A 22,750-nucleotide genomic window follows, 5' to 3' on the forward strand; every position below is an offset into this window, starting at 1 on the left:
GTCTTTCCAAGGCATTCATAGGGCGAACGATCATCAGTCCCGGCTGACCGGCCGTGGTGATCCGCGGTCCCCGAGCGATCGCGGATCACCGCGGGCCGGTCGCCGGAGGTCAGTGGAGGGCGGGCAGCGCGGCGCCGGCGGCGATGCGCGCCTCGAGCACACCCGGGTCGTCGGTGTACGACAGCGTGGCGCCGAGCGAGGTCAGCAGGCGCCGCATGCGCACGTTGTCCGACAGCAGGGACGCCCTCACCTCGGCGAAGCCCAGGTCGCAGGCCTGCCGCAGCAGCATGCGCGCCAGCGCGCCGCCGAGGCCGCGCCCCTGCCAGCGGTCCTCGACCAGGAACGCCATCTCGGCGATGCCCGGGTCCTGCGTGAAGATGAGGTTCGCCATCGCGACCACCTGGCCGTCGTGGCCCGCGACGATCGAGTGCCCCCGGTCGCGGTCGCACAGCCGGTCGAACATGCGCGGCGGCAGCGCCGGCATGGAGGTGAAGTAGCGGAACCTGCGCGAGTCCGGGGAGCAGCGGTCGTGCAGGTCCCGCACGGCCTCCCGGTACAGAGGCGTGAGGGGCCGCACCTGCACCTCGGCGCCGTCGTTCAGCACCACCGGCCGTTCCGTGGGGGCAGCCTCGGCCGGGGGCTGGGCGAGCCGCACGAGGGCCGCGGCCCGCGCGGCCTCGGTCAGCGTGAACGGCAGGCCGATCCTGCGCAGCCGGATCGCCCGGCGCGGGGCCACGGGCACGGTCAGCAACGTGGGGTCGGGCAGTTCCGAGGAGAGGTCGACGCCGTACACCCAGCGGGCGTCGTCGGCGCGCATCAGGTCGGCGAGCACCTCCGGCAGCCGCCAGGGGGTGGCCCGCAGCCGGGCGGCGAGCAGCAGCGCGCGGGTCGGCTCGTCGGTGAGCTCGTGGGCGGTGGCGGGTACGACCTGGACGCGCCGGCCGCCCGCGGCCTCCAGGGCCTCCCGCACGGTCTCGGCCGACGCCGGGATGTCCGCGACGAACTCGTCCACGGTGCCGTCGGTGTCGGGCTGGACGCTCAGCCCGAGGATGTTGCCGCCCTTGGCCGCGAGCGCGGCGGCGAGGGAGGCCAGCCGGCCCGGGCGCTCGTCGACAGTGGTACGAATCCGCAAAAATGCCATCAAAACCCCCTGGTGTCGGGACATCAGGATGCAGCCGGAGTGTTACGGCACTGCTACACCGCCATGAGCCCGGGGTTTCGTTTACACCGTTCGCGGTTGAACGCCGCTTTCCATGCGAGGTGTCATCGATCAGCGATGCTTTCCGTCGCCGGGCTGCGGGAACGTGACGGATATAGCAGGATGTTGCACCTGGCAGCCGGACGACACCGACCGTACGGCGCCACCACCGCAACGATTCACAGGCAGGAGGAGAGGGCCCGGACCGGCCGAGCGCCCGGCGGGCCCGCGTTCTCGATGACCGATCTGCTCTTCCGCGGCGGGCGCGTGTTCACCGCCTCGGCACGCGCCGGCGCCGCTTCACACCCCGGACCCGTCTTCGCCGAGGCGGTGCTGGTCCGCGACGGCCGGATCGCCGCCGTCGGCGCCGAGGCCGACGTCGTACGGCTCGCACGTCCCGGACACGAGACCATCGACCTCGGCGGCAGGCTGCTGACGCCCGGGTTCACCGACGCCCACATCCACCCCGTCCAGGCCGGGCTCGAACGGCAGAAATGCGAGCTTTCGGAGGTGTTCGGGCTCGCGGCGTACGTCGACACGATCGCGCGGTACGCCGAGGCCCACCCCGACCGGAAGTGGATCGAGGGCGGCGGCTGGGACATGGCCGCCTTCCCCGGCGGGCTCCCCCACCGCACGCAGATCGACTTCGTCGACCGCCCGGTGTACCTCATCCAGCGCGACCACCACGCGGCCTGGGTGAACACCCGCGCGCTGGAGCTGGCCGGGATCGGCAAGGACACCCCCGACCCCGCCGACGGCCGCATCGAGCGCGACGCCGACGGCACGCCGAGCGGCGTCCTGCACGAGGGGGCCATGGACCTGGTGGGCCTGCTCCCGCCCCGGCCGACCGCCGGCGACGTCGAAGCCGCGCTCCTGGACGCCCAGGACTACCTGTTCGGCCTCGGCGTCACCGGCTGGCAGGACGCCATCGTCGGCTCGTACGCGGGCTCCGACGACCACTTCCCGGCGTACGTGTCGGCCGCGGCCTCCGGGCGGCTGCGCGCCCGCGTCGTCGGGGCCCTGTGGTGGGACCGCACCAGGGGCGCCGACCAGATCGAGGAGATGGTCGAGCGCCGCGCCAGGGCGCAGGGCCTGTTCACCGCCGGGTCGGTGAAGATCATGCAGGACGGCATCGCCGAGAACTTCACCGCCGCCGTCATCGAGCCCTACTGCAACTGCGGCCCCGACCAGCGCGGCCTGTCGTACGTCGACCCGGCCCTGCTGAAGGGCTACGTCGCCGAGCTCGACCGGCTGGGCTTCCAGGTGCACTTCCACGCCATCGGCGAGCGGGCCGTACGCGAGGCCCTGGACGCGCTGGAGGGCACCCGGCCGGCCAACCGGCACCACATCGCGCACCTGCAGATCGTCGAGCCCTCGGACGTGCCGAGGTTCGCCCGCCTGGGCGTCACCGCCAACCTCCAGGCGCTGTGGGCGACCCACCACCTGCAGATGGACGAGCTGTGCATCCCCTACCTGGGCGAGGAGCGGTCCTCCTGGCAGTACCCCTTCGCCGACCTGGTGCGCACCGGGGCCCACCTGTGCGCGGGCAGCGACTGGCCGGTGTCCTCGGCCGACCCGCTGCAGGCCATGCACGTGGCCGTGAACCGCACCGAACCCGGCGGGTCGGTGCACGCGGGCTACCCGACGGCCCAGACGCCGTTCCTGCCCGGGCAGAGCATCGACCTGGCCACGATCATGGCCGCGTACACCGCCGGATCGGCGTGGATCAACCACGACGACGAGGCCGGCGTCATCGCCGAGGGCAACCGGGCCGACCTGGTCGTCCTCGACCGCGACCCCTTCGCCCTGCCGCCCGGGGAGATCTGGACCACCCGGGTGGACATGACCTTCCTCGGCGGCGAGGTGGTGTACGCCCGGCGCGCCTGAACGGGCGAAGGCCCCCGCGGCGATCCGCGGGAGCCTTCTCAGCGGGAACCTGGTGCGGGAGACCTACCAGGGCGAGCGGTTGTTGCGCAGCCGCTCCAGCGCCTCGGCGAGGATCGCGGCGCCGTCGGAGTCGCTGCGCCGTTCCTTGACGTAGGCGAGGTGGGTCTTGTACGGCTCGTTGCGCGGAGGCGCGGGCGGGGCCGACTCGTCCTGACCGGCGGGCAGACCGCAACGGGGGCAGTCCCAGTATTCCGGGACGGCGGCGTCACTGGCGAAACTCGGACGCGTCTCGTGCATGTTGGCGCACCAGAACGAGACCCGTACCCGAGGGGCCGCCTCGCCACGCTCGGCCTCTCCCATCGGACCGGCACCGACACGGCTACCACGGATCGCGTTGCCACTACCCACGGATGAACTCCTCGCTTGATCGCCCCGCAGCGCGGCGGGGAAAAGAATCTCTGTCAGGCCCTGCCCGTAAAGGGCGGCTACGCCGGCTTCAGCAGCAGGCCGAGCGCGATGATGCAGATGAACCAGACCGAGCCGGTGATGATCGTGAGCCGGTCGAGGTTGCGCTCCACCACCGAGGACCCGCCGAACGACGACGTGAAGCCGCCACCGAAGAGATCGGAGAGGCCGCCACCCTTGCCCTTGTGAAGCAGCACGAGCAGCACCATGAGCATGCTCGACAGGATGAGGGCGATGGAGATGCCGATAATCACCGTGGACCTGTTCCCTGGTTACGCGCGCCGGAGCGCGACCTGACGTGCCCGGCAATCGCCGGGGTGACGATTCAAAGTTTCTCTTTGAGGGTACGTCGTGATGTCAACTCGTACCTCCCAAACAACACAGCTAGCCCGACATTTCGCTAAAACGACAGATCTTAACGAACTCGGCCGGCTCAAGGCTCGCGCCACCGACCAGGGCTCCGTCGACATCAGGCTGGGCCATGATACCCGCGACGTTGTCGGACTTGACCGACCCACCGTAAAGGATACGCACGGTGGTGGCCACCTCGGCGTCGTACAGCTCGGCGAGTCGTGCCCGCAGGGCCTCGCACACCTCCTGGGCGTCCTCGGGTGTGGCCACCTCGCCGGTGCCGATCGCCCAGACCGGCTCGTAGGCGACGACCAGCGACTTCGCCTGGTCGGTCTTCACGTCGTTCAGCGCCGCGTCGAGCTGCGAGACGGTGTAGGCGACGTGGCCACCGGCCTGGCGCACCGGAAGGCCCTCGCCCACGCACAGGATCGGCGTGAGCGAGTGCCGGTAGGCCGCCTGCACCTTGGCGTTGACGACCTGGTCGTCCTCGCCGTGGTGCTGGCGGCGCTCGGAGTGCCCCGCCAGCACGAAGGTGCAGCCCAGCTTCGCCAGCATCGACCCCGACACCTCACCGGTGTAGGGCCCGCTGTCGTGCATCGACAGGTCCTGCGCGCCGTACTCGATGCGCAGCTTGTCGCCGTCGACCAGGGTCTGCACGCTGCGCAGATCGGTGAACGGCGGCAGCACCGCTACCTCGGTGCGGTCGAAGTCCTTGTCGGTCAGCGTGAACGCCAGCTTCTGGACGTGTGCGATGGCCTCGAGGTGATTGAGGTTCATCTTCCAGTTGCCGGCCATGAGCGGCTTGCGGGCGGCGGCGGTGCTCATGGGTCGCTCAGTCCTCCAGGGCGGCGAGTCCGGGCAGGGTCTTGCCCTCCAGGTATTCGAGGCTGGCCCCTCCACCGGTGGAGATGTGGGAGAAGCCGTCCTCCGGGAGGCCGAGCTTACGCACCGCGGCGGCCGAATCGCCACCACCCACGACGGTGAAGGCGTCCGAGTCGATGAGCGCCTGCGCGACGGCGCGGGTGCCGCCGGAGAACGCGTCGAACTCGAACACGCCCATCGGGCCGTTCCAGAAGACGGTGGCCGCGTCGGCCAGCTTGCCGGCGAACAACTCGCGCGTCCTCGGCCCGATGTCGAGGCCCTCGCGGTCGGCCGGGATGGCCGTGGCCTCGACCACCTCGTGCTCGGCGTCCTCGGCGAACTCGGTGGCGGCCAGCACGTCGACCGGCAGCACCAGCTCGACGCCGCGCTTGTCGGCCTCGGCGATGAAGCCGCGCACCTGGTCGAGCTGGTCCTCCTGCAGCAGCGACCTGCCGACCTCGTTGCCCTGCGCCTTCAGGAAGGTGTAGGCCATGCCGCCGCCGATGAGCAGGCGGTCGACCTTGCCGAGGAGGTTGGCGATGACGCCGAGCTTGTCGGAGACCTTCGCGCCGCCGAGCACGACGACGTACGGCCGGGCGGGCTCCTCGGTGAGCTTCTTGAGGACCTCGACCTCGGCCACGGTCAGGCCGCCCGCCGCGTGCGGGAGGCGCTTGGGCACGTCGTACACGCTGGCGTGCTTGCGGTGCACCGCGCCGAACCCGTCGCCGACGTACAGCTCGGCGAGCGAGGCCAGCTTGTCGGCGAACGCGCCGCGCGTCTCGTCGTCCTTGGACTCCTCGCCCGGCTCGAAGCGGAGGTTCTCCAGGAGCGCGACCTCGCCGTCGGCCAGGCCCTCGGCGACGGCCCTGGCCGAGTCGCCGACGACGTCGGAGGCGAACGCCACCGGGCGGCCGAGCAGCTCGCCGAGCCTCGCCGCCACGGGGGCCAGCGAGAACTCCGGAGCGACCTTGCCCTTCGGGCGGCCGAGATGGGCGCAGACGATCACACGCGCGCCTCGGCCGGCGAGGTCGGAGATCGTCGGCACGGAGGCGCGGATGCGGCCGTCATCGGTGATGGTGTCCCCGTCGAGGGGGACGTTCAGGTCGGCGCGCACCAGGACGCGCCGACCCTTCACGTCGAGAGAGTCGATGGTCCGCATCAGAGCTGCGAGCCCACCAGCTCGATGAGGTCGCCGAGGCGGTTGGAGTAGCCCCACTCGTTGTCGTACCAGCCGACGACCTTCAGCTGGTTGCCGATGACCTTGGTCAGGCCGGCGTCGAAGATGCAGGAGTGGGGGTCGGTGACGATGTCGGCCGACACGATCTCGTCCTCGGTGTAGCTGAGGATGCCGCGCAGCGGGCCCTCGGCGGCGGCCTTGAGGGCGGCGTTGACCTCCTCGACGGAGGCCTCGCGCTTGAGTTCGACGGTGAGGTCGGTGGCCGAGCCGGTGGGGATCGGCACGCGCATGGCGAACCCGTCGAGCTTGCCCTTCAGCTCCGGAAGCACCAGGCCGATCGCCTTGGCGGCGCCGGTGGAGGTCGGGACGACGTTCAGCGCGGCGGCACGGGCGCGGCGGAGGTCCTTGTGCGGGCCGTCCTGGAGGTTCTGGTCCTGGGTGTAGGCGTGGATCGTGGTCATCAGGCCCTTCTCGATGCCGAAGGTGTCGTTGATGACCTTCGCCATGGGGGCCAGGCAGTTGGTGGTGCAGGAGGCGTTGGAGATGATCGTGTGCGCCGCCGGGTCGTACTTGTCGTCGTTGACGCCCATGACGATCGTGATGTCCTCACCCTTGGCGGGGGCGGAGATGATGACCTTCTTGGCGCCGTTGTCGGCGTGGACCTTCGCCTTGGAGGCGTCGGTGAACAGGCCGGTGGACTCGACCACGACGTCGACCCCGAGGTCGCCCCAGGGGAGCTTGGCGGGGTCGCGCTCGGCGAAGACCTTGATCGCCTTGCCGTCGACGGTGATCTCCTCGGCGGTGCTCTTCACCTCGTACGGCAGACGGCCGAGGATGCTGTCGTACTTCAGCAGGTGGGCGAGGGTCGCGTTGTCGGTCAGATCGTTGACGGCGACGACCTCGATGTCCTTACCGCTGGCCGCCACGGCTCGCCAGAAGTTGCGGCCGATACGACCGAAGCCGTTGATGCCTACGCGGATGCTCACGGAAACGGATCTCCCTCGAACGTCGAGCGCCGGCTCGTGCCGGCGCCGTGGCGGGCTGAAACCTCAGACAACCTTACCGGGCGGCAATTGGTGTAGACCACGTGGCCATGCCGTTTCTCACGCCCTGGACAGGGGGATGGCATCGGCGCTGGTCACGCCGTCTCCCGGCCGCCCGCGCGTCCCTGGTCCGGCGCCCCGCAACGCCCCGTCCGGCGCCCCCTCGGGCTCCCCGCCGCCGCCCCCCGGGTGACGCCGTCCCGCCCGCTGGGCCTTCCGGTCGCGCCGCGCCGGCGCCGGCCTCCCCCGGGGCCGTTCTCCGCCGCTCCGGCGACGGCCCCGTGCCCGGCCGGCGTGGAGTCAGGCGGGCTCAGGCTGGCTCAGGCGGCGACCTTGTCCAGGAACGCGAAGAGGTTGGCGCGGGTGCGCTCTATCTGCTCCTCCACGGTGAGGGACTCCTCGAAGCGCCCGCCGGGCTCGGGGGTCTTCTTGCCCCGCACATACAGGGAGCACGCCAGGTCGGTGCACATGTACACCCCCACCGAGTTGCCCTGCCGCCCCGCCTCACCCGTCCTGCGGGCGGTCATCAGGGAGACGCCGTTCCCCGGGTGGGTGGTCAGGCACAGCGAGCACATGCCCCGGTGGAGCTGGGTGCGCTGCTGGGCGGGGAACCGCAGCGCCACGCCGATCAGTTCGCCGCCGCGCTCGGCGACGAGATAGCTGCGGTCGAGCGCCGCGGGGTCCCGCCACCCCAGGAAGTCCAGGTCGTCCCACGGCCTCGTCGCCAGGTCGCGCGGCACCGCCAGGCGCTTGGCCTCTCCTTTGGAGCAGTTGACGAACGACGCGCGGATATCTTTCTCGGACAGAGACTGCATGGTCTGGAAGCTACAATTCCTAGACCTATTCGGCAACTGATTAATGGCTCTAGGTTTACTGCGTGGAGGTGACGCGTGGCGCGTGCCGGTCTGACGACGGATCGGGTGGTGAGGGCGGCGGCGGACCTGGCGGACTCCGTCGGATTCGAGAACGTCACAGTGTCGGCCCTGGCACGGAGTTTCGGGGTGAAGGACGCCAGCCTGTACTCGCACGTCAAGAACCTCCACGACCTGCGGATACGGGTCGCGCTGCTCGCCGCGACCGAGCTGGCCGACCGCATCTCGGCCGAAGTGGCGGGCCGGGCCGGCAAGGACGCCATGGTGGCGTTCGCCAACGCCTACCGGTCGTTCGCCCTGGAGCACCCCGGCCGGTACGCGGCGACCCAGATGCCGGTGGACCCGGCCGTCTTCGCCGGTTCGGACGCCCTGGCGCGCAACGTCGAGGTCACGCACGCGATGCTGCGCGCGTACGGCCTGAAGGAACCCGACCTCACCGACGCCGGCCGCCTGCTGCGCAGCACGTTCCACGGCTACGTCACCCTGGAGGCCAACGCCGGCTTCAACGCCCCCCGCCCCGTGCAGGCGTCCTGGGAACGCTCCCTGGACGCCCTCCACCTGGTCCTGCAGAACTGGCCGTCCGCGTCGGGCGGACCAACGTCACCCTCCGCGGACGAGAAGACGACCGGCGCCTGAGCGACCGCGCCTCCCTGCGCGTCCCTGACCGCCCGCCGCGGCGCCGGCGCCCGACGTTCGGGGCGGCCCCACGGCCCGCCGGGCGGTCGACACCTGCCCGGCGCCTCCACCCCACCGCGCTACGACGCTTCCCTGAACGGCCCCGACCCGGCGGGCCGGAGCACGACCACCCGGCCCCCCACGCACCGTGGCGCTTGTCTCATCATCGGCGCCGAACCGGCGGGGGTACGGCGAAGCCGGCCGCCGCGGTACGACGGCCGGGCCGGCGAGGTGCGGCTACGGGGCGAGCATGTCGGCGGTGAGATTGGCGTCGGTGGCGGCGATGCCGAGGTCGGAGGCACGCTTGTCGGCCATGGCGAGCAGCCGCCGGATGCGGCCCGCGATGGCGTCCTTGGTGAGCGGCGGGTCGGCGATCTGGCCGAGCTCCTCCAGCGACGCCTGCTTGTGCTCGACGCGCAGCCGTCCGGCGATCACCAGGTGCTCGGGGGCGTCGTCCCCGAGGATCTCCAGCGCGCGCTGCACCCGCGCCCCCGCCGCCACGGCGGCACGGGCCGACCTGCGCAGGTTGGCGTCGTCGAAGTTGGCCAGGCGGTGGGCGGTGGCCCGCACCTCGCGGCGCATCCGCCGCTCCTCCCAGGCCAGCACGCTGTCGTGGGCGCCGAGCCGGGTGAGCAGCGCGCTGATCGCGTCACCGTCGCGGACCACCACGCGGTCGACCCCGCGCACCTCGCGCGCCTTGGCGTGGATCTTGAGCCGCCGGGCCGCGCCGACCAGCGCGAGCGCCGCCTCAGGGCCGGGGCAGGTCACCTCGAGCGACATCGAACGGCCCGGCTCGGTGAGCGAGCCGTGGGCGAGGAACGCCCCCCGCCACGCGGCCTCGGCGTCGCACGTCGCGCCCGACACGACCTGGCGCGGCAGGCCTCGCACCGGGCGGCCGTGGTTGTCGATCAGGCCGGTCTGGCGGGCGAGGGCCTCGCCGTCGCGATACACGCGCACCACGTACCGTGATCCCTTGCGCAGACCGGCGGGCGCGAGGACCAGCACCTCGGCCTTGTGCCCGAACACCTCGCCGATGTCCTTGATCAGCCGCCGGGCGGTGGCGTTGGTGTCAAGCTCGGCCTCGATGACGATGCGCCCGCCCACGAGGTGAAGCCCGCTCGCGAACCGGAGCAACGTCGACACCTCCGCCTTGCGGCAGCAAGGCTTGAGCACCGCGAGCCGGCTCAGCTCGTCCTTCACCACACCGGTCATGGCCATGTCGCTGTGTCCTCCCCCATACAGACCCGTCTCATGGTCGAAGCCGTCTCGGCCCACCGCGCGAGCGCGGGTCGCACCCGGCGCGGCTCCATCGGCCCCCGGCAAGTCTCTCGCACCCCGTGGGCGCGCTGACCAGGATCAACGCTTCCCATGGAAAATCTCGTCCAGGACCGAGGCAAGGCGTCGTGCATCGTGCCTCGGCGAGCCGTCGGAGGCCGCGACATCGGCGAGCACGAGGCGGGCCCCGAGGGCGTCGGCCGCCTTCTCGAGCTCGTCGCGCTCCCCCACCACGACGCGATGATCGGCGAGCACCACGTCGATCGCCAGGTCAGGGGCGTGCTCGCGCAGCACCTGCAGATGCTTGCCCGCCGAGAAGCCGTCGGTCTCCCCGGGTTGCGCCGCGAGATTCAACGTCACCAGTCGGCGGGCGCCGGTGGTGTGGAGGGCCTCGGCGAGCCTCGGCACCTTCAGATGGGGCAGCACGCTGGTGAACCACGACCCGGGGCCGAAGACCACCCAGTCGGCCTCGCCCACCGCGGACACGGCCTGCGGGCAGGCGGGCGGATCGGCGGGCACCAGGGAGATCGCCTGCACGTTGCCGGGGGTCAGGGCGCACGCCACCTGGCCCCGGACGACCGTGACCCGCCCGTCGAGCTCGACCTCCGCCTCGATGTCGAGCGGGACCGACGCCATGGGAAGCACCCGGCCGTGCGCGCCGAGCAGGCGGCCCACCCAGTCGAGCCCCGCCACGGGGTCGTCCAGGAGTTCCCACAGAGCCACGATCAGGAGATTTCCGACGGCGTGCCCGTGCAACTCGCCCTCGCTGCGGAAGCGGTGCTGCACGACCCTGCTCCAGGTCTTCCCCCAGTCGTCGTCGCCGCACAGGGCCGCCAGCGCCATGCGCAGGTCGCCGGGGGGCAGCACTCCGAGCTCGCGCCTGAGCCGCCCGCTGGAGCCTCCGTCGTCGGCCACGGTGACCACGGCCGTCAGCCGGCTGGTCACCCTCCGCAGAGCCGACAGCGAGGCGTACAGGCCGTGCCCGCCGCCGAGCGCCACCACCCGCGGATCACCCTCCGCCGGCACGCCCACGCCCAAGGCCTCCTCCAACATCGCCGGCGACGCCGCCCTCCCGCCGGCCGCCCCCTCCTGCACGGCCCCGGCCATCAACTCCCTGTCAGGCCCTGCCGAAGACCCACCATCCCCCACGACGGCGACCGCCTCCAAGACAGGCCCCGTCAAAGGACGCCCCTCCCGCACACCGCCGAACAACTCCACGCCAGGCCCTACCGAAGACCCACCATCCCCCACAACGGCGACCGCCTCCGCGACAGGGCGTGCCGAAGGGGCGCCTTCCGGCCCAGGCGCTGAATGCCGCAGGGACGCGGCGGACTGTCCGGCGACGGCGGCCGGCTCACCGGTGGTGGGCGCCGCCGGCGCCCTCACCGCGTCAACGGGCACGTCGCCTCGCACCTCTCGCGCGGGCGAGCTCCGCTCACCGTCCAGAGCCTTCACCTCACGCTGCGTAGTGCCTACAGTACGCGCTGATCCGCCGGTTTCGTCGCCGGGCGAGCGATCGGTTTCGCCGGATGCGCCCGGAGCGTCGTCCTCCTCGATCCGTTCGCCGGAACGACTGTACAGCGGACCCTCACCAGGCGCGGCGGCGGTGGTGAGGGTCCCGTTCGCCTCGCTCACTCGCGGCCCACATCCCGATGGCTCACCTGCACCTCCATGCCCCGGTCGCGCAGCCGGCCGCCGATCTGCTCGGCCATGGCCACGCTGCGGTGCTTGCCGCCGGTGCAGCCGACCGCCAGGGTGGCGTAACCCTTGCCCTCGCGGACGTAACCGCCCGCCACCACCCGCAGGACCTCCTCGTAGGCGTCGAGGAACTCCTTGGCACCGGGCTGGTTCAGGACGTAGTCGCGCACCGGCGCGTCGAGGCCGTTCATCGGGCGCAGCTCGGGCACCCAGTGCGGGTTCGGCAGGAACCTGCAGTCGACCACCAGGTCGGCGTCGACGGGCAGGCCGTACTTGAACCCGAAGGAGACGACGTTGACCCGCAGCCCCGGGCGGTCCTCTCCCCCGAAGAACGAGACGATCTTGCCGCGCAGCTCGTGCACGTTGAGGGAGGAGGTGTCGATGACCAGGTCGGCGTTGGCCCGTACCTCGCGCAGGATGCCGCGCTCCCTGGCGATGCCGTCGACCAGCCGCCCCTCGCCCTGCAAGGGATGCGGGCGCCGGACGTTCTCGAAACGGCGGACCAGCTCCTCGTCACTCGCCTCCAGGAACACCACCCGCACGCCGACGCCGCGCGCGTCGAGCCCCTCGATGGCGGTGTTGAGGTCGGTGGTGAAGGCGAGACTGCGCACGTCGACCACGGCGGCGACCTTGTCGGTGTCGAGGTTGACCCGCCCGGCCTCCTGCGCCATCGCGAACAGCATGCCCGGCGGCAGGTTGTCGATGACGAACCAGCCGAGGTCTTCCAGGGCCTTGGCCGCCGTGCTGCGCCCGGCCCCGGACATGCCCGTGACGATGACGAAGGCGGTCTCGCTCACCTCGCCTTTGCGCCCCACCGGCTCGCCGGGCACCTGCCTGACGGCCTCCTGATCGTGAGCACCACCGGCGTCGCGGCCCGGCGACTCCTCAGGCAAGGGCCGCGCACCACCGGCACCCTCGGTTCCGCCGAGCGGCGTCCCCGGGATGTCACCACTCATGGGATCGCCGCCGCTCGGGCCTGCCGGCTGCCTGGGCAACGGTCCCGAAGCCATATGTTCATTGCCGTTTCCGCTGATGTGATCGGTCACGTGCTCTCCCCCTTCAGCGCCGCAACGATCGCCTCGGCCGTGGAAAGCCCGATGCCGGGAACCTCACGGATTTCGTCGACGGTCGCCCCTCGCAGCCGTTTGACGGATCCGAAGCGCTTGAGCAAAGCCTGCTTACGAGCCGAACCGAGCCCCCGAATGTCGTCCAGCGCGCTCTCGGTGACAGACTTCGCACGTTTTGATCGATGGTAGGTGATGGCGAATCGGTGAGCCTCATCGCGCACCCTTTGCAGAAGATAAAGCCCTTCGCTGCTTCGCGGCAGGATCACCGGCTGGTCGTCGCCCGGCAGCCAGACCTCCTCCAGACGCTTGGCCAGCCCGCTCACCGAGACGTCGTCGACACCCAGCTCGTCGAGCGCCCGCTGCGCCGCCGCCACCTGGGCCGGGCCGCCGTCGACCACGACGAGGTTGGGAGGGTAGGCGAACCTGCGCGGCTTGCCGGTCTCGGGATCGATCGGCTCGGGATCGAGCTCGCCGCTCTTGGCGCGCTCCTCCAGGTGCCGCTTGAAGCGCCGGTGGATCACCTCGTAGATCGAGGCGACGTCGCCCTGACCGGCCGTGCCCCGGATCGCGAAGCGACGGTATTCGCTCTTGCGTGCCAGGCCGTCCTCGAACACCACCATCGAGGCCACCACGTCGTCACCCTGCAGGTGGGAGACGTCGTAGCACTCGATGCGCAGCGGCGCCTGGTCGAGGTCGAGGGCGTCGGCGATCTCCTGCAGGGCGCGGCTGCGCGTGGTCAGATCGCTCGCCCGGCGAAGCTTGTGCTGGGCGAGCGACTCCTTGGCGTTGCGCTCGACGGTCTCCATCAGCGTCTTCTTGTCGCCGCGCTGTGGCACCCGCACCTCGACCCTGCCGCCGCGTTGCTCGCTGAGCAGCTCGTTGACGGCCTCGAGCTCGGGCGGGAGGGCGGGCACCAGGACCTCCCGGGGCACCGCCTCGGGCGCGACATCGCCGTACATCTGGAGCAGGAAATGCTCCACCAGCTCGCCCGGTGAGGCCTCCTCGACCTTGTCGACCACCCATCCGCGCTGGCCGCGGATGCGTCCGCCGCGGACGTAGAACACCTGGACGGCCGCCTCCAGCGGGTCTTCGGCGAGCGCGATCACGTCACAGTCGATGCCCTCGCCGAGCACCACGGCCTGCTTCTCGAGAGCGCGTTGCAAGGCCTGGATGTCGTCGCGCAGGCGCGCGGCCCGCTCGAACTCCTCGGCGGCGGCGGCCTCGCGCATCTCGCGCTCCAGCCGCTTGATGAACCGGCCGGTGTTGCCGGCCATGAAGTCGCAGAAGTCCTCGGCGAGGCGCTGGTGATCCTCCTCGCTGATCTTGCCGACGCAGGGGGCGGAGCACTTGTCGATGTAGCCGAGCAGGCACGGCCTGCCGATCTGGCCGGCCCGCTTGAACACGCCCGCCGAGCAGGTGCGCACGGGGAACACGCGCAGCAGCAGGTCGACGGTCTCACGGATGGCCCACGCGTGGGAGTAGGGCCCGAAATAGCGGGTGCCCTTGCGCTTGGCGCCGCGCAGGACCTGGACCCGCGGGAACTCCTCGCTCATGGTCACCGCGAGGAACGGATAGGACTTGTCGTCCCGGTACTTGACGTTGAACCGGGGGTCGAACTCCTTGATCCACGAATATTCGAGCTGGAGCGCCTCGACCTCGGTGCCGACGACGGTCCAGTCGACGCTCTGCGCGGTGGTGAGCATCGTCTGGGTGCGCGGGTGCAGACTCGCGAAGTCGGCGAAGTAGGAGTTGAGCCGCTGCCGCAGGCTCTTCGCCTTGCCGACATAGATGACCCGGCCATGGTCATCCCTGAAGCGATAGACGCCAGGGGACTCGGGGATGGAGCCGGGCTCTGGCCTGAAACTCAGGGGGCTGTTAGCGGGTCTGGCCACACTGAAAGCCTATCCGGACCGGCCGACAGAATAGGGCGATCCAGCATCCCACAGGGGCCGCTCCGGGGTGCTGAAGATCCCCGGACAGCATCGTGGTGGTGTGTCTTGTCCTCATACGCCGGACGGGCGGGCTGGGAGGCACCGGCCCTTCCAGCCCGCCCGTGCGCGGGGTCGTGCGGGTTCGATCTCAGGCGAGCGTGATGGAGCCGTTCTCGACCTTGATCTGCTTCTCCTCCAGCGGCTTGGCGGCCGGCCCGTTGGCCACCGAGCCGTCGGCGATGTTGAACTTGCTTCCGTGACAGGGACAGTTGATCGTCCCGCCGGAGACCGAGCCGACCGGGCAGCCCTGGTGGGTGCAGACGGCACTGAACGCCTTGAACTCACCGTCCTTGGGCTGGGTGACGACGATCTTCTGGTCCTTGAAGACCTTGCCGCCGCCCTTGGGGATGTCGCTGGTCTTGGCTAGCGCGTCCCCGCCGCCGGATCCTGTGTCGCCGGAACCCGAGTTCCCGCTACCAGAGTCGACGCTCGCAGAGGTGGAGCTTCCGTACCCGCCGCATGCGGTGAGCGCCACGGCCAGACCGGCACCGCCGGCCCCGAGCATCGCCGCACGGCGTGTCGTATCCGTCTCCGTCATCTTCGCCTTCCTAGAGGATTCGTAGTCACTGGTACGGCCCGCGCCGCGAGGTGGTTCATCATGTGCGACGCCCGTCACCGGGCAGTATGAAGAAGGACACATAACGCGGTCGTTAAAAATTGAACCATCTCTCCGGTGCACGCTCTTCACCGTACCGAGAAGCGGCACAAGCTGCGGAAACATCGCGCACACCCGCCGCCCCCGCCCACACTGGGCGCCCCGCCCCCGCCCCCACGAAGCCGCGGAGTGCATCCGGCATGCAGACGCCGCACCGCTGTATAGGACGCGCGCACGCAAGGCCACGCGTCCATCCGATCCGTACGGCGCCCCTACGCATTGCCGCACGCCCTACGGACGGCGAGCGCACGCATCACCACACGCCGCACGGCCGGCACGAGCACGCATCACCACACGTCCGTCCGTACGGCACCCGTACGTCCGTCCGTACGGCGGGCGGGTCGTCGCGGGCCGTACGGACGGTGGGGCGAGGCGCCCGTGGACGGCGCTCCCCGCTCAGCCGCCGAGGATCTTGCTGAGGAAACGGCCGGTGTGGCTGTCCTCGACGCGGGCGACCTGCTCCGGGGTGCCGACGGCCAGAACGGTGCCGCCCCTGGAACCCCCCTCGGGACCCATGTCGATGATCCAGTCGGCGGTCTTGATGACGTCGAGGTTGTGCTCGATGACGATGACGGTGTTACCGCCGTCGACGAGGCGGCCGAGCACGCCGAGCAGCTTGCGGATGTCCTCGAAGTGCAGACCCGTGGTCGGCTCGTCGAGGACGTAGACCGTGCGGCCCGTGGAACGGCGCTGCAGCTCGGAGGCCAGCTTGACGCGCTGCGCCTCGCCGCCGGACAGGGTGGTGGCCGGCTGGCCCAGCCGGACGTACCCCAGGCCGACGTCGTTGAGGGTCTTCAGGTGCCGCTTGATCGCCGGAATGGCGTCGAAGAACTCCAGGGCCTCCTCGATGGGCATGTCGAGGACCTCGGAGATCGTCTTGCCCTTGTAGTGGACCTCCAGGGTCTCCCGGTTGTAGCGGGCGCCGTGGCAGACCTCACAGGGGACGTAGACGTCCGGCAGGAAGTTCATCTCGATCTTGATCGTGCCGTCGCCGGAGCACGCCTCGCAGCGGCCGCCCTTGACGTTGAAGCTGAACCGCCCCGGCTGGTAGCCGCGGATCTTGGCCTCGGTGGTCTGGGCGAACAGCTTGCGCACGTGGTCGAAGACCCCGGTGTAGGTGGCGGGGTTGGACCTCGGGGTGCGGCCGATGGGGCTCTGGTCGACGTGGACGACCTTGTCGACCAGGTCGGTGCCGGTGACCCGGGAGTGCCGGCCGGGGACGGTCTTGGCGCCGTTGAGCTCCTTGGCCAGCGCGCTGTAGAGGATGTCGTTGACCAGCGTGGACTTGCCGGAGCCCGACACGCCGGTGACGGCGGTGAACACGCCGAGCGGGAACTCGACGTCGACGCCCTTGAGGTTGTGCTCGCGGGCGCCCTTGACCACGAGCTTGCGCTTGGGGTCGCGCTTGCGCCGCGACTCGGGCACCTCGATGCGCCTGCGGCCGGCGAGGTAGGCGCCGGTGAGCGAGTCGTCGCTGGCCAGCAGCTCCTCGACGGTGCCCGACACGACGACCTGACCGCCGTGCTCGCCCGCACCCGGGCCGATGTCGACCACCCAGTCGGCGGCGGCGATGGTGTCCTCGTCGTGCTCGACGACGATCAGGGTGTTGCCCATGTCGCGCAGCCGGATGAGGGTGTCGAGCAGCCGCTGGTTGTCGCGCTGGTGGAGGCCGATGGACGGCTCGTCGAGCACGTAGAGCACGCCGACGAGGCCGGACCCGATCTGGGTGGCCAGGCGGATGCGCTGGGCCTCGCCGCCGGCGAGCGTGCCGGCCGCGCGGTCGAGGGTGAGGTAGTCGAGGCCCACGTCGAGCAGGAAGCCCAGCCGCGCGTTGATCTCCTTGACGACCCGTTCGGCGATGTGCATGTCACGCTCGGAAAGGGTGAGCGCGCTGAGGAACTTGGAGCACTCGCCGATCGACATGGCCGACACCTCGGCGATCGAGGAGTCGCTGACCGTCACCGCGAGCGAGACCGGCTTGAGGCGGGCGCCCTTGCAGGTCGGGCAGGGGATCTCGCGCATGAAGCCTTCGAACCGCTCGCGACTGGAGTCGCTCTCGGCCTCGGCGTGCCGCCGCTGCACCCAGGGGACGACGCCCTCGAAGGTGGTGTAGTAGGACCGCTGGCGGCCGTAGCGGTTGCTGTAACGGACGTGGACCTGCTCGTCATGGCCGCGCAGCAGGGCCTTCTGCGCCTGCTTGGGCAGCCGCTCCCACGGGGTGTCGAGGTCGAAGCCCAGCGCGTGGCCGAGCGCCTCGACCAGCCGGATGAAGTAGTCGCTGGTGTGGCCGCCCGCCCACGGGGCGATCGCGCCGTCGCCGAGGGACTTCTCGGGGTCGGGGACGACCAGCTCGGGGTCGACCTCCATGCGGGTGCCGAGCCCGGTGCAGTCGGGGCAGGCCCCGAAGGGGGAGTTGAACGAGAACGACCGCGGCTCGAGCTCCTCGAACGACAGGTCGTCGTAAGGGCAGTAGAGGTGCTCGGAGTAGAACCGCTCGCGGCCCGGGTCGTCGTCGGGAAGGTCGACGAAGTCGAGGGTGATCGTGCCGCCCGACAGCTGCAGCGCCGTCTCGACCGAGTCGGTCAGGCGGCGCCGGGCGCTGTCCTTCACCGAGAGCCGGTCGACGATGACCTCGATGTCGTGCTTCTCGTACTTCTTCAGCGTGGGAGGCTCCTCGAGCCTGATCACCGTGCCGTCGACGCGGGCGCGGGCGAAGCCCTTGGTCTGCAGCTCGCGGAACAGCTCGGCGTACTCCCCCTTGCGGCCGCGCACGACGGGCGCCATCACCTGGAAGCGGGTGCCCTCGGGCAGCTCGAGCACGCGGTCGACGATCTGCTGCGGGGTCTGGCGGGCGATCGGACGGCCGCAGGCCGGGCAGTGGGGCTTGCCGATGCGCGCCCACAGCAGGCGGAGGTAGTCGTAGACCTCGGTGATGGTGCCGACCGTGGAACGGGGGTTGCGCGAGGTGGACTTCTGGTCGATCGAGACGGCCGGCGACAGGCCCTCGATGAAGTCGACGTCGGGCTTGTCCATCTGCCCGAGGAACTGCCTGGCGTACGCCGAGAGCGACTCGACGTAGCGCCGCTGGCCCTCGGCGAAGATGGTGTCGAAGGCCAGGCTGGACTTGCCCGAGCCCGAAAGCCCGGTAAAGACGATCAGAGCGTCTCGCGGCAGGTCAAGCGAGACGTCCTTGAGGTTGTGTTCGCGGGCGCCACGAACGATCAAGCGGTCGGCCACAGCAGATCTCTCATGTCCGGTTGCGATCCACGGCAGCCGAAAGAGGCCACCATTGACTAGTCGCCGCCACTCTAACGACGGGGTCCGACAGTTTTCTGCCGGCCGCCGGAGGGACGGCGGAGGGCTCCCGGCCGGGGGTGCGGCCCGGGCCCTCCGAGGGGAGGCGGGCCACGCCGGGGATGTCCGGCCTGCGGGCGCGGGGAGCGCGCTCGCGGACGGTGTTCGCAGGCGAAAAGATGAAGTTCATGACCGTTCTCGACGACCTTCAGGCCGAACTCACCGCGGCCACGAAACGGTTGCTCGCCACCACGGCCGCGCTGTCCGCCTCGGACGTCAGGGCCCCCTCCCTGCTTCCGGGATGGACCCGCGGCCACGTGCTCACCCACGTCGCGCGCGACGCGGACAGCCACATCAACCTGGTGACCTGGGCCGAAACGGGTGTGTACCCACCACAGTACCCAACGCCGGGGGCCAGGGAGGCCGAGATGGCCGAAGGCGCCGGAAGGCCGCTCGCCGAACAGCGGGCCGATCTCGCCGACAGCGCCGCCCGCCTGGACGCCGCCTTCGCCGCGGTGCCTCCGTCGGCGTGGAGCGCCATCGTGGAGGGCATGCGGCCGCCGGAGCACCCCGCCTGGTACCTGCCGGCGCGGCGGATCCGTGAGGTGGAGATCCCTTCCCGAGGGTGAGCACCCGGATCTCCGCGTGACGGGCCGCCGCGGAGGTCCCGGGGAGGCCGCGAGGCTTAGGCTGGCCCGGAAGCCTCCGGCGGCACCGCCGTGGCCGACCATGCCGGCGCCGCCCCGCCTCCCGGCGACACCACCCGAGGAGTACTCATGAGCTACACCGGTGACGTGACCGCCGGCGGCCCCGCCGACGTGCGCGAACTGCCCGACCTGACGATCAGCAAGGTCGAGGTCGGCGACTTCGGTAACAACGCCTATCTGCTGCGCTGCCGCGAGACCGGCGACGGGCTGCTCGTCGACGCCGCCGCCGACGCCCCGCGGCTGCTCGACCTGATCGGCGACCGGCCGATCAGCAAGATCGTCACGACCCATCGCCACCGGGACCACTGGATGGCGCTGGAGGAGGTGGCCAAGGCCACGGGCGCGGCCGTCGTGGCCCACCCGCTCGACGCCCCCGAGCTGCCGGTGCCGGTCACCCAGGTGGTCGAGCACGGCGACAAGGTGACCGTAGGAGTGGTGACGCTCGACGTGATCCATCTGCGGGGGCACACCCCGGGCTCGATCGCCCTGCTCTACCAGGACTCCCACCTGTTCACCGGCGACTCGCTGTTCCCGGGCGGGGTGGGCAACACCCAGCGCGACCCCGCCCGGTTCGAGCGGCTCTACACCGACGTGGTGGAGCGGATCTTCGACCGGCTGCCCGACGAGACCTGGGTGTATCCCGGCCACGGCAAGGACACCACCCTCGGAGCCGAGCGTCCCTCCCTCCCGGAGTGGCGGGCCCGCGGCTGGTGACGGGCCCGGATCGGCGGGCACGCCGCCGGTGAAGGCCCGCACGGAAGCACGACACGCATGAGAAACGGCCCGGCGCCTCCCTCGCAGGAGGTGCCGGGCCGCTCGCGAGATCGCAGGGCCGCCGCTCGGACTACAGCACGGCCTTCTCGCTCTCCTTGCGCTCCTTGCGCTGCTCGCGCTTGAACATCAGCACCCGCAACGGGATCGCCGAGACCAGGGCGATCTGCATGGAGGCGCCGATCTGGATGAGCAGGTCGCCACCGGACAGGTCGGCCGCCCAGATCGTCAGGCACGCCACGTTCACCATGATCCAGGCCAGCACCACGGCCGCCAGGTTGCCCTTGGGCTTGGGGTACTCGATGCGGCTGACCATCAGCCAGGCGACGGCGAAGATACCGAGCAGGGCGAGGTACGACGGCTGGAAGAGCAGGATGATCGAGACCACGGTCATGGCCCCCATCGGGATGGGCAGCCCCATGAAGTCGCCGCTCTTGGTCTTCACGCAGGCGAAACGCGCCAGCCGTACGACACCGGCGACCAGGACCGAGACCGCCGCGCACAGCACCAGCCAGAGCGGGAGCCTGTGGGAGAATCCCGCCCAGGCCACCACCATGAAGGCGGGGGCGAAGCCGAAGCTGATGACGTCGGCGAGGTTGTCGAGCTCGGCGCCCATGGCCGAGGCCCGGAACTTCCGCGCGACCAGGCCGTCGAACAGGTCACAGGTGGCGCCGATGAGGAGCAGCACCACGGCCGTGGCGAAGTAGCGCGGGTCGGGGTGGAACGCCCGGTCGGCCTGGAGCTGGGTCAGCGCCGACCACGCCAGCACGCAGACGGCCAGGAACCCGCACATCGCGTTGCCCAGGGAGAGCGAGTCGGCGGCGGAGAGCCGGAACGCCTTCCCGACCGGTCCTCGGGGTTCTTCCTCCTCGTCCACGCCCTCCATGGACCAGCCTGCGTCAGCCGTGGTCAATGCGAGTCACTCCTGCCGTCGTCCGCTGCCCCACGCTCACCGCCGGGGCGATCCCTTCTGGAAGGTAGATGTCCACCCGCGATCCGAAACGAATCAGCCCGATTCGTTCCCCTCGCGAGACCTTGGCACCCATGCCGACGTACGGCACGATGCGACGAGCGACCGCTCCGGCGATCTGTACCATCTCGATGTCGCCCAGCGCCGTCTCGAAGTGCCAGACCACGCGCTCGTTCTGGTCGCTGTCCTTGTTGAACGCGGGCCGGAACCCGCCCGCCACGTGCCGTACCGAGGTGACGGTGCCGTCCAGCGGCGCACGGTTGACGTGGACGTTCAGCGGGCTCATGAAAATCGCTACCCGGGTGCGCCCGTCGGGCTGCGGGTCGATGCTCTGCACCACGCCGTCGGCGGGGCTGAGCACGAGCCCGCTGCCGAGCTCACGGTCGGGGTCGCGGAAGAACCACAGCATGGCGCCCGTCAGGGCGGTCAGCGGAGCCGCCGCGACCATCCACAGCCGGGACCTCCGGGTCAGCGCCGCCGAGACGGCGGCGGCGGCCACGGTTGGCGCCAGCCAGGGGGAGACGCCACGTGCCAGCCGGACGCGGCGGCGACTGTGGCTTGGCGAATCGTTGGACACAGGGAACCTTTGTGATGTTTGCGGCTAGAGGAGACCGGTTTGTGACTTATCGCCGAATGCTACCTATCTCGCAGGCCTCGCAGAGCAATATGACACAAGCGGGCGGCCTCATGCACCAATTCGCTACCCCTGGGACACCTTTGCCGGAGCGGTGGCTTCGCCGGCCCGCTTGTCGCGCCTGGCCTTGATCAGGCTGGCCACGGTGGTGACCACCATCGTGGCGCCGATGACCGAGAGGGAGACCCATATCGGCACTTCCGGCGCCCAGGAGACACCACTGGTGTGCAAGGCCTCCAGGATGAGCTTAACCCCGATGAAGCCCAAAATGAACGACAGACCATAGCTGATGTAGACCAACCGCTGCAGCAGGCCACCGAGCAGGAAGTACAGCTGGCGCAGGCCCATCAGGGCGAACGCGTTGGCCGTGAAGACGATGAACGCGTCGGTGGTGAGGCCGAAGATCGCCGGAATCGAGTCGAGCGCGAACAGCAGGTCGGTGGTGCCGATCGCCACCATCACGATCAGCATCGGGGTGACCATACGGCGGCCGTCGATCCGCGCGGTGATCTTCGATCCGACGAAACCCTTGGTGGTGGGGAAGACGCGCCGCACCCACCGCAGCAGGAGGTTCTCCTTGAACTCCTCCTCGTCGTGACCGCGCAGGAGGTTCACCGCGGTGTAGATCAGGAAGGCGCCGAAGACGTAGAACAGCCAGCTGAAACGCTGGAGCGCGGCCGCGCCGACGAGGATGAAGGCTCCCCGCATGACCAGGGCCAGCAACACGCCCACAAGCAGGACTTTGTGCTGATAGATCTTGGGAACCGCGAAGCGGCCCATGATTATGTAGAAGACGAATAGATTGTCAACGCTCAAGCTGTATTCGGTCAGATAGCCGGCGAAGAACTCACCCGCCTTGTCGAGGCCGCTCACGGCCATCACGCCGACGCCGAACAGCACCGCCAGGCCCACGTAGAAGGTGACCCAGAACCCCGCCTGCCGCATCGAGAACTCGCGCGGCTCACCTCTGTCGACGATCCAGAGGTCTACGGCCAAAACCAGTAGCAACCCAGCGATGACGGCTGCCCATGCCCACACGGAAACATCCAAGACACACCTCCGGCCCACGACAAAGTGCCGGAGGTCTCTCCCGCCCGTGCGCGTCGGCTCGGACCGGCAGCCCCGGGCACGTCAGCGGGACGCACCGTGATGACGAGGC

The 22,750-nt window shown here is 70.3% G+C and carries 20 protein-coding genes; 4 read left to right on the plus strand and 16 right to left on the minus strand.

Annotation, left to right across the window (positions count from 1 at the left end; genetic code table 11):
• Positions 1-109 precede the first annotated feature (109 nt).
• Positions 110-1,141, minus strand: a complete 1,032-nt coding sequence (locus KIK05_RS32035; protein WP_214414569.1) for a GNAT family N-acetyltransferase — start codon at positions 1,139-1,141, stop codon at positions 110-112.
• A gap of 294 nt (positions 1,142-1,435) precedes the next feature.
• On the opposite strand from KIK05_RS32035, the gene KIK05_RS32040 reads away from it, so the two are divergent.
• The gene (locus KIK05_RS32040) at positions 1,436-3,085 is read left to right on the plus strand and encodes an amidohydrolase (protein WP_214414570.1); all 1,650 of its coding nucleotides are present in this window, start codon (positions 1,436-1,438) and stop codon (positions 3,083-3,085) included.
• Between the two features lie 63 nt (positions 3,086-3,148).
• On the opposite strand, the gene KIK05_RS32045 is transcribed toward KIK05_RS32040, so the two are convergent.
• The 6 genes from KIK05_RS32045 to KIK05_RS32070 form a co-directional block, all read right to left on the minus strand.
• Positions 3,149-3,493 carry an RNA polymerase-binding protein RbpA gene (locus tag KIK05_RS32045; RefSeq protein WP_214414571.1) on the minus strand — a complete coding sequence of 115 codons (345 nt, stop codon included), beginning with the start codon at positions 3,491-3,493 and terminating at the stop codon, positions 3,149-3,151.
• 77 nt (positions 3,494-3,570) lie between these two features.
• Positions 3,571-3,804: a preprotein translocase subunit SecG gene (gene secG, locus KIK05_RS32050; RefSeq protein ID WP_214414572.1), complete on the minus strand. Its 234-nt coding sequence runs from the start codon at positions 3,802-3,804 to the stop codon at positions 3,571-3,573.
• Positions 3,805-3,934: 130 nt separating this feature from the next.
• The gene (tpiA, locus tag KIK05_RS32055) at positions 3,935-4,726 is read right to left on the minus strand and encodes a triose-phosphate isomerase (RefSeq protein ID WP_214414573.1); all 792 of its coding nucleotides are present in this window, start codon (positions 4,724-4,726) and stop codon (positions 3,935-3,937) included.
• Positions 4,727-4,733: 7 nt separating this feature from the next.
• On the minus strand, positions 4,734-5,921 hold the full coding sequence (locus KIK05_RS32060; protein ID WP_214414574.1) for a phosphoglycerate kinase: 1,188 nt from the start codon (positions 5,919-5,921) through the stop codon (positions 4,734-4,736).
• Positions 5,921-6,925 (minus strand): type I glyceraldehyde-3-phosphate dehydrogenase, encoded by a 1,005-nt coding sequence (gap, locus tag KIK05_RS32065; protein ID WP_214414575.1) that lies wholly within the window; start codon positions 6,923-6,925, stop codon positions 5,921-5,923. Before gap ends, KIK05_RS32060 begins: the two co-directional genes overlap by 1 nt.
• A 377-nt stretch (positions 6,926-7,302) precedes the next feature.
• Complete coding sequence (locus KIK05_RS32070) at positions 7,303-7,797, minus strand: FBP domain-containing protein (RefSeq protein ID WP_214414576.1); 495 nt, start codon at positions 7,795-7,797, stop codon at positions 7,303-7,305.
• Positions 7,798-7,872: 75 nt separating this feature from the next.
• Between KIK05_RS32070 and KIK05_RS32075 the strand changes: the two genes are divergently transcribed.
• Entirely contained in the window at positions 7,873-8,490 is a 618-nt protein-coding gene (locus tag KIK05_RS32075) for a TetR/AcrR family transcriptional regulator (protein ID WP_214414577.1), read from the plus strand.
• Between the two features lie 276 nt (positions 8,491-8,766).
• On the opposite strand, the gene whiA is transcribed toward KIK05_RS32075, so the two are convergent.
• The 6 genes from whiA to uvrA all read right to left on the minus strand — a co-directional run bounded on the left by whiA (position 8,767) and on the right by uvrA (position 18,452).
• Positions 8,767-9,747 carry a DNA-binding protein WhiA gene (gene whiA / locus KIK05_RS32080; RefSeq protein ID WP_214414578.1) on the minus strand — a complete coding sequence of 327 codons (981 nt, stop codon included), beginning with the start codon at positions 9,745-9,747 and terminating at the stop codon, positions 8,767-8,769.
• Between the two features lie 138 nt (positions 9,748-9,885).
• Positions 9,886-10,857 carry a gluconeogenesis factor YvcK family protein gene (locus KIK05_RS32085; RefSeq protein WP_214414607.1) on the minus strand — a complete coding sequence of 324 codons (972 nt, stop codon included), beginning with the start codon at positions 10,855-10,857 and terminating at the stop codon, positions 9,886-9,888.
• Between the two features lie 578 nt (positions 10,858-11,435).
• Positions 11,436-12,458, minus strand: a complete 1,023-nt coding sequence (rapZ, locus tag KIK05_RS32090) for an RNase adapter RapZ (protein WP_284681486.1) — start codon at positions 12,456-12,458, stop codon at positions 11,436-11,438.
• Between the two features lie 86 nt (positions 12,459-12,544).
• Complete coding sequence (gene uvrC, locus KIK05_RS32095; RefSeq protein ID WP_214414609.1) at positions 12,545-14,437, minus strand: excinuclease ABC subunit UvrC; 1,893 nt, start codon at positions 14,435-14,437, stop codon at positions 12,545-12,547.
• Positions 14,438-14,648: 211 nt separating this feature from the next.
• On the minus strand, positions 14,649-15,098 hold the full coding sequence (locus tag KIK05_RS32100) for a Rieske (2Fe-2S) protein (RefSeq protein WP_214414579.1): 450 nt from the start codon (positions 15,096-15,098) through the stop codon (positions 14,649-14,651).
• 513 nt (positions 15,099-15,611) lie between these two features.
• Positions 15,612-18,452 carry an excinuclease ABC subunit UvrA gene (gene uvrA, locus KIK05_RS32105; protein ID WP_214414580.1) on the minus strand — a complete coding sequence of 947 codons (2,841 nt, stop codon included), beginning with the start codon at positions 18,450-18,452 and terminating at the stop codon, positions 15,612-15,614.
• Positions 18,453-18,697: 245 nt separating this feature from the next.
• On the opposite strand from uvrA, the gene KIK05_RS32110 reads away from it, so the two are divergent.
• Together KIK05_RS32110 and KIK05_RS32115 are read left to right on the plus strand one after the other, a co-directional pair.
• Entirely contained in the window at positions 18,698-19,138 is a 441-nt protein-coding gene (locus tag KIK05_RS32110; protein WP_214414581.1) for a maleylpyruvate isomerase N-terminal domain-containing protein, read from the plus strand.
• A gap of 147 nt (positions 19,139-19,285) precedes the next feature.
• A complete protein-coding gene (locus KIK05_RS32115) occupies positions 19,286-19,930 on the plus strand; it encodes an MBL fold metallo-hydrolase (protein WP_214414582.1) in 645 nt (214 codons plus the stop codon).
• 130 nt (positions 19,931-20,060) lie between these two features.
• Here KIK05_RS32115 and pssA read toward each other — a convergent pair whose 3' ends face one another.
• The 3 genes from pssA to KIK05_RS32130 form a co-directional block, all read right to left on the minus strand.
• On the minus strand, positions 20,061-20,900 hold the full coding sequence (gene pssA / locus KIK05_RS32120) for a CDP-diacylglycerol--serine O-phosphatidyltransferase (RefSeq protein ID WP_250563797.1): 840 nt from the start codon (positions 20,898-20,900) through the stop codon (positions 20,061-20,063).
• A complete protein-coding gene (locus KIK05_RS32125) occupies positions 20,887-21,534 on the minus strand; it encodes a phosphatidylserine decarboxylase (protein ID WP_214414583.1) in 648 nt (215 codons plus the stop codon). Before KIK05_RS32125 ends, pssA begins: the two co-directional genes overlap by 14 nt.
• Before the next feature lie 123 nt (positions 21,535-21,657).
• Complete coding sequence (locus KIK05_RS32130) at positions 21,658-22,641, minus strand: TerC family protein (RefSeq protein WP_214414584.1); 984 nt, start codon at positions 22,639-22,641, stop codon at positions 21,658-21,660.
• Positions 22,642-22,750: the final 109 nt, after the last annotated feature.

Source organism: Sphaerisporangium fuscum (assembly GCF_018531465.1).
In the GTDB taxonomy this organism is placed as follows: domain Bacteria; phylum Actinomycetota; class Actinomycetes; order Streptosporangiales; family Streptosporangiaceae; genus Sphaerisporangium; species Sphaerisporangium fuscum.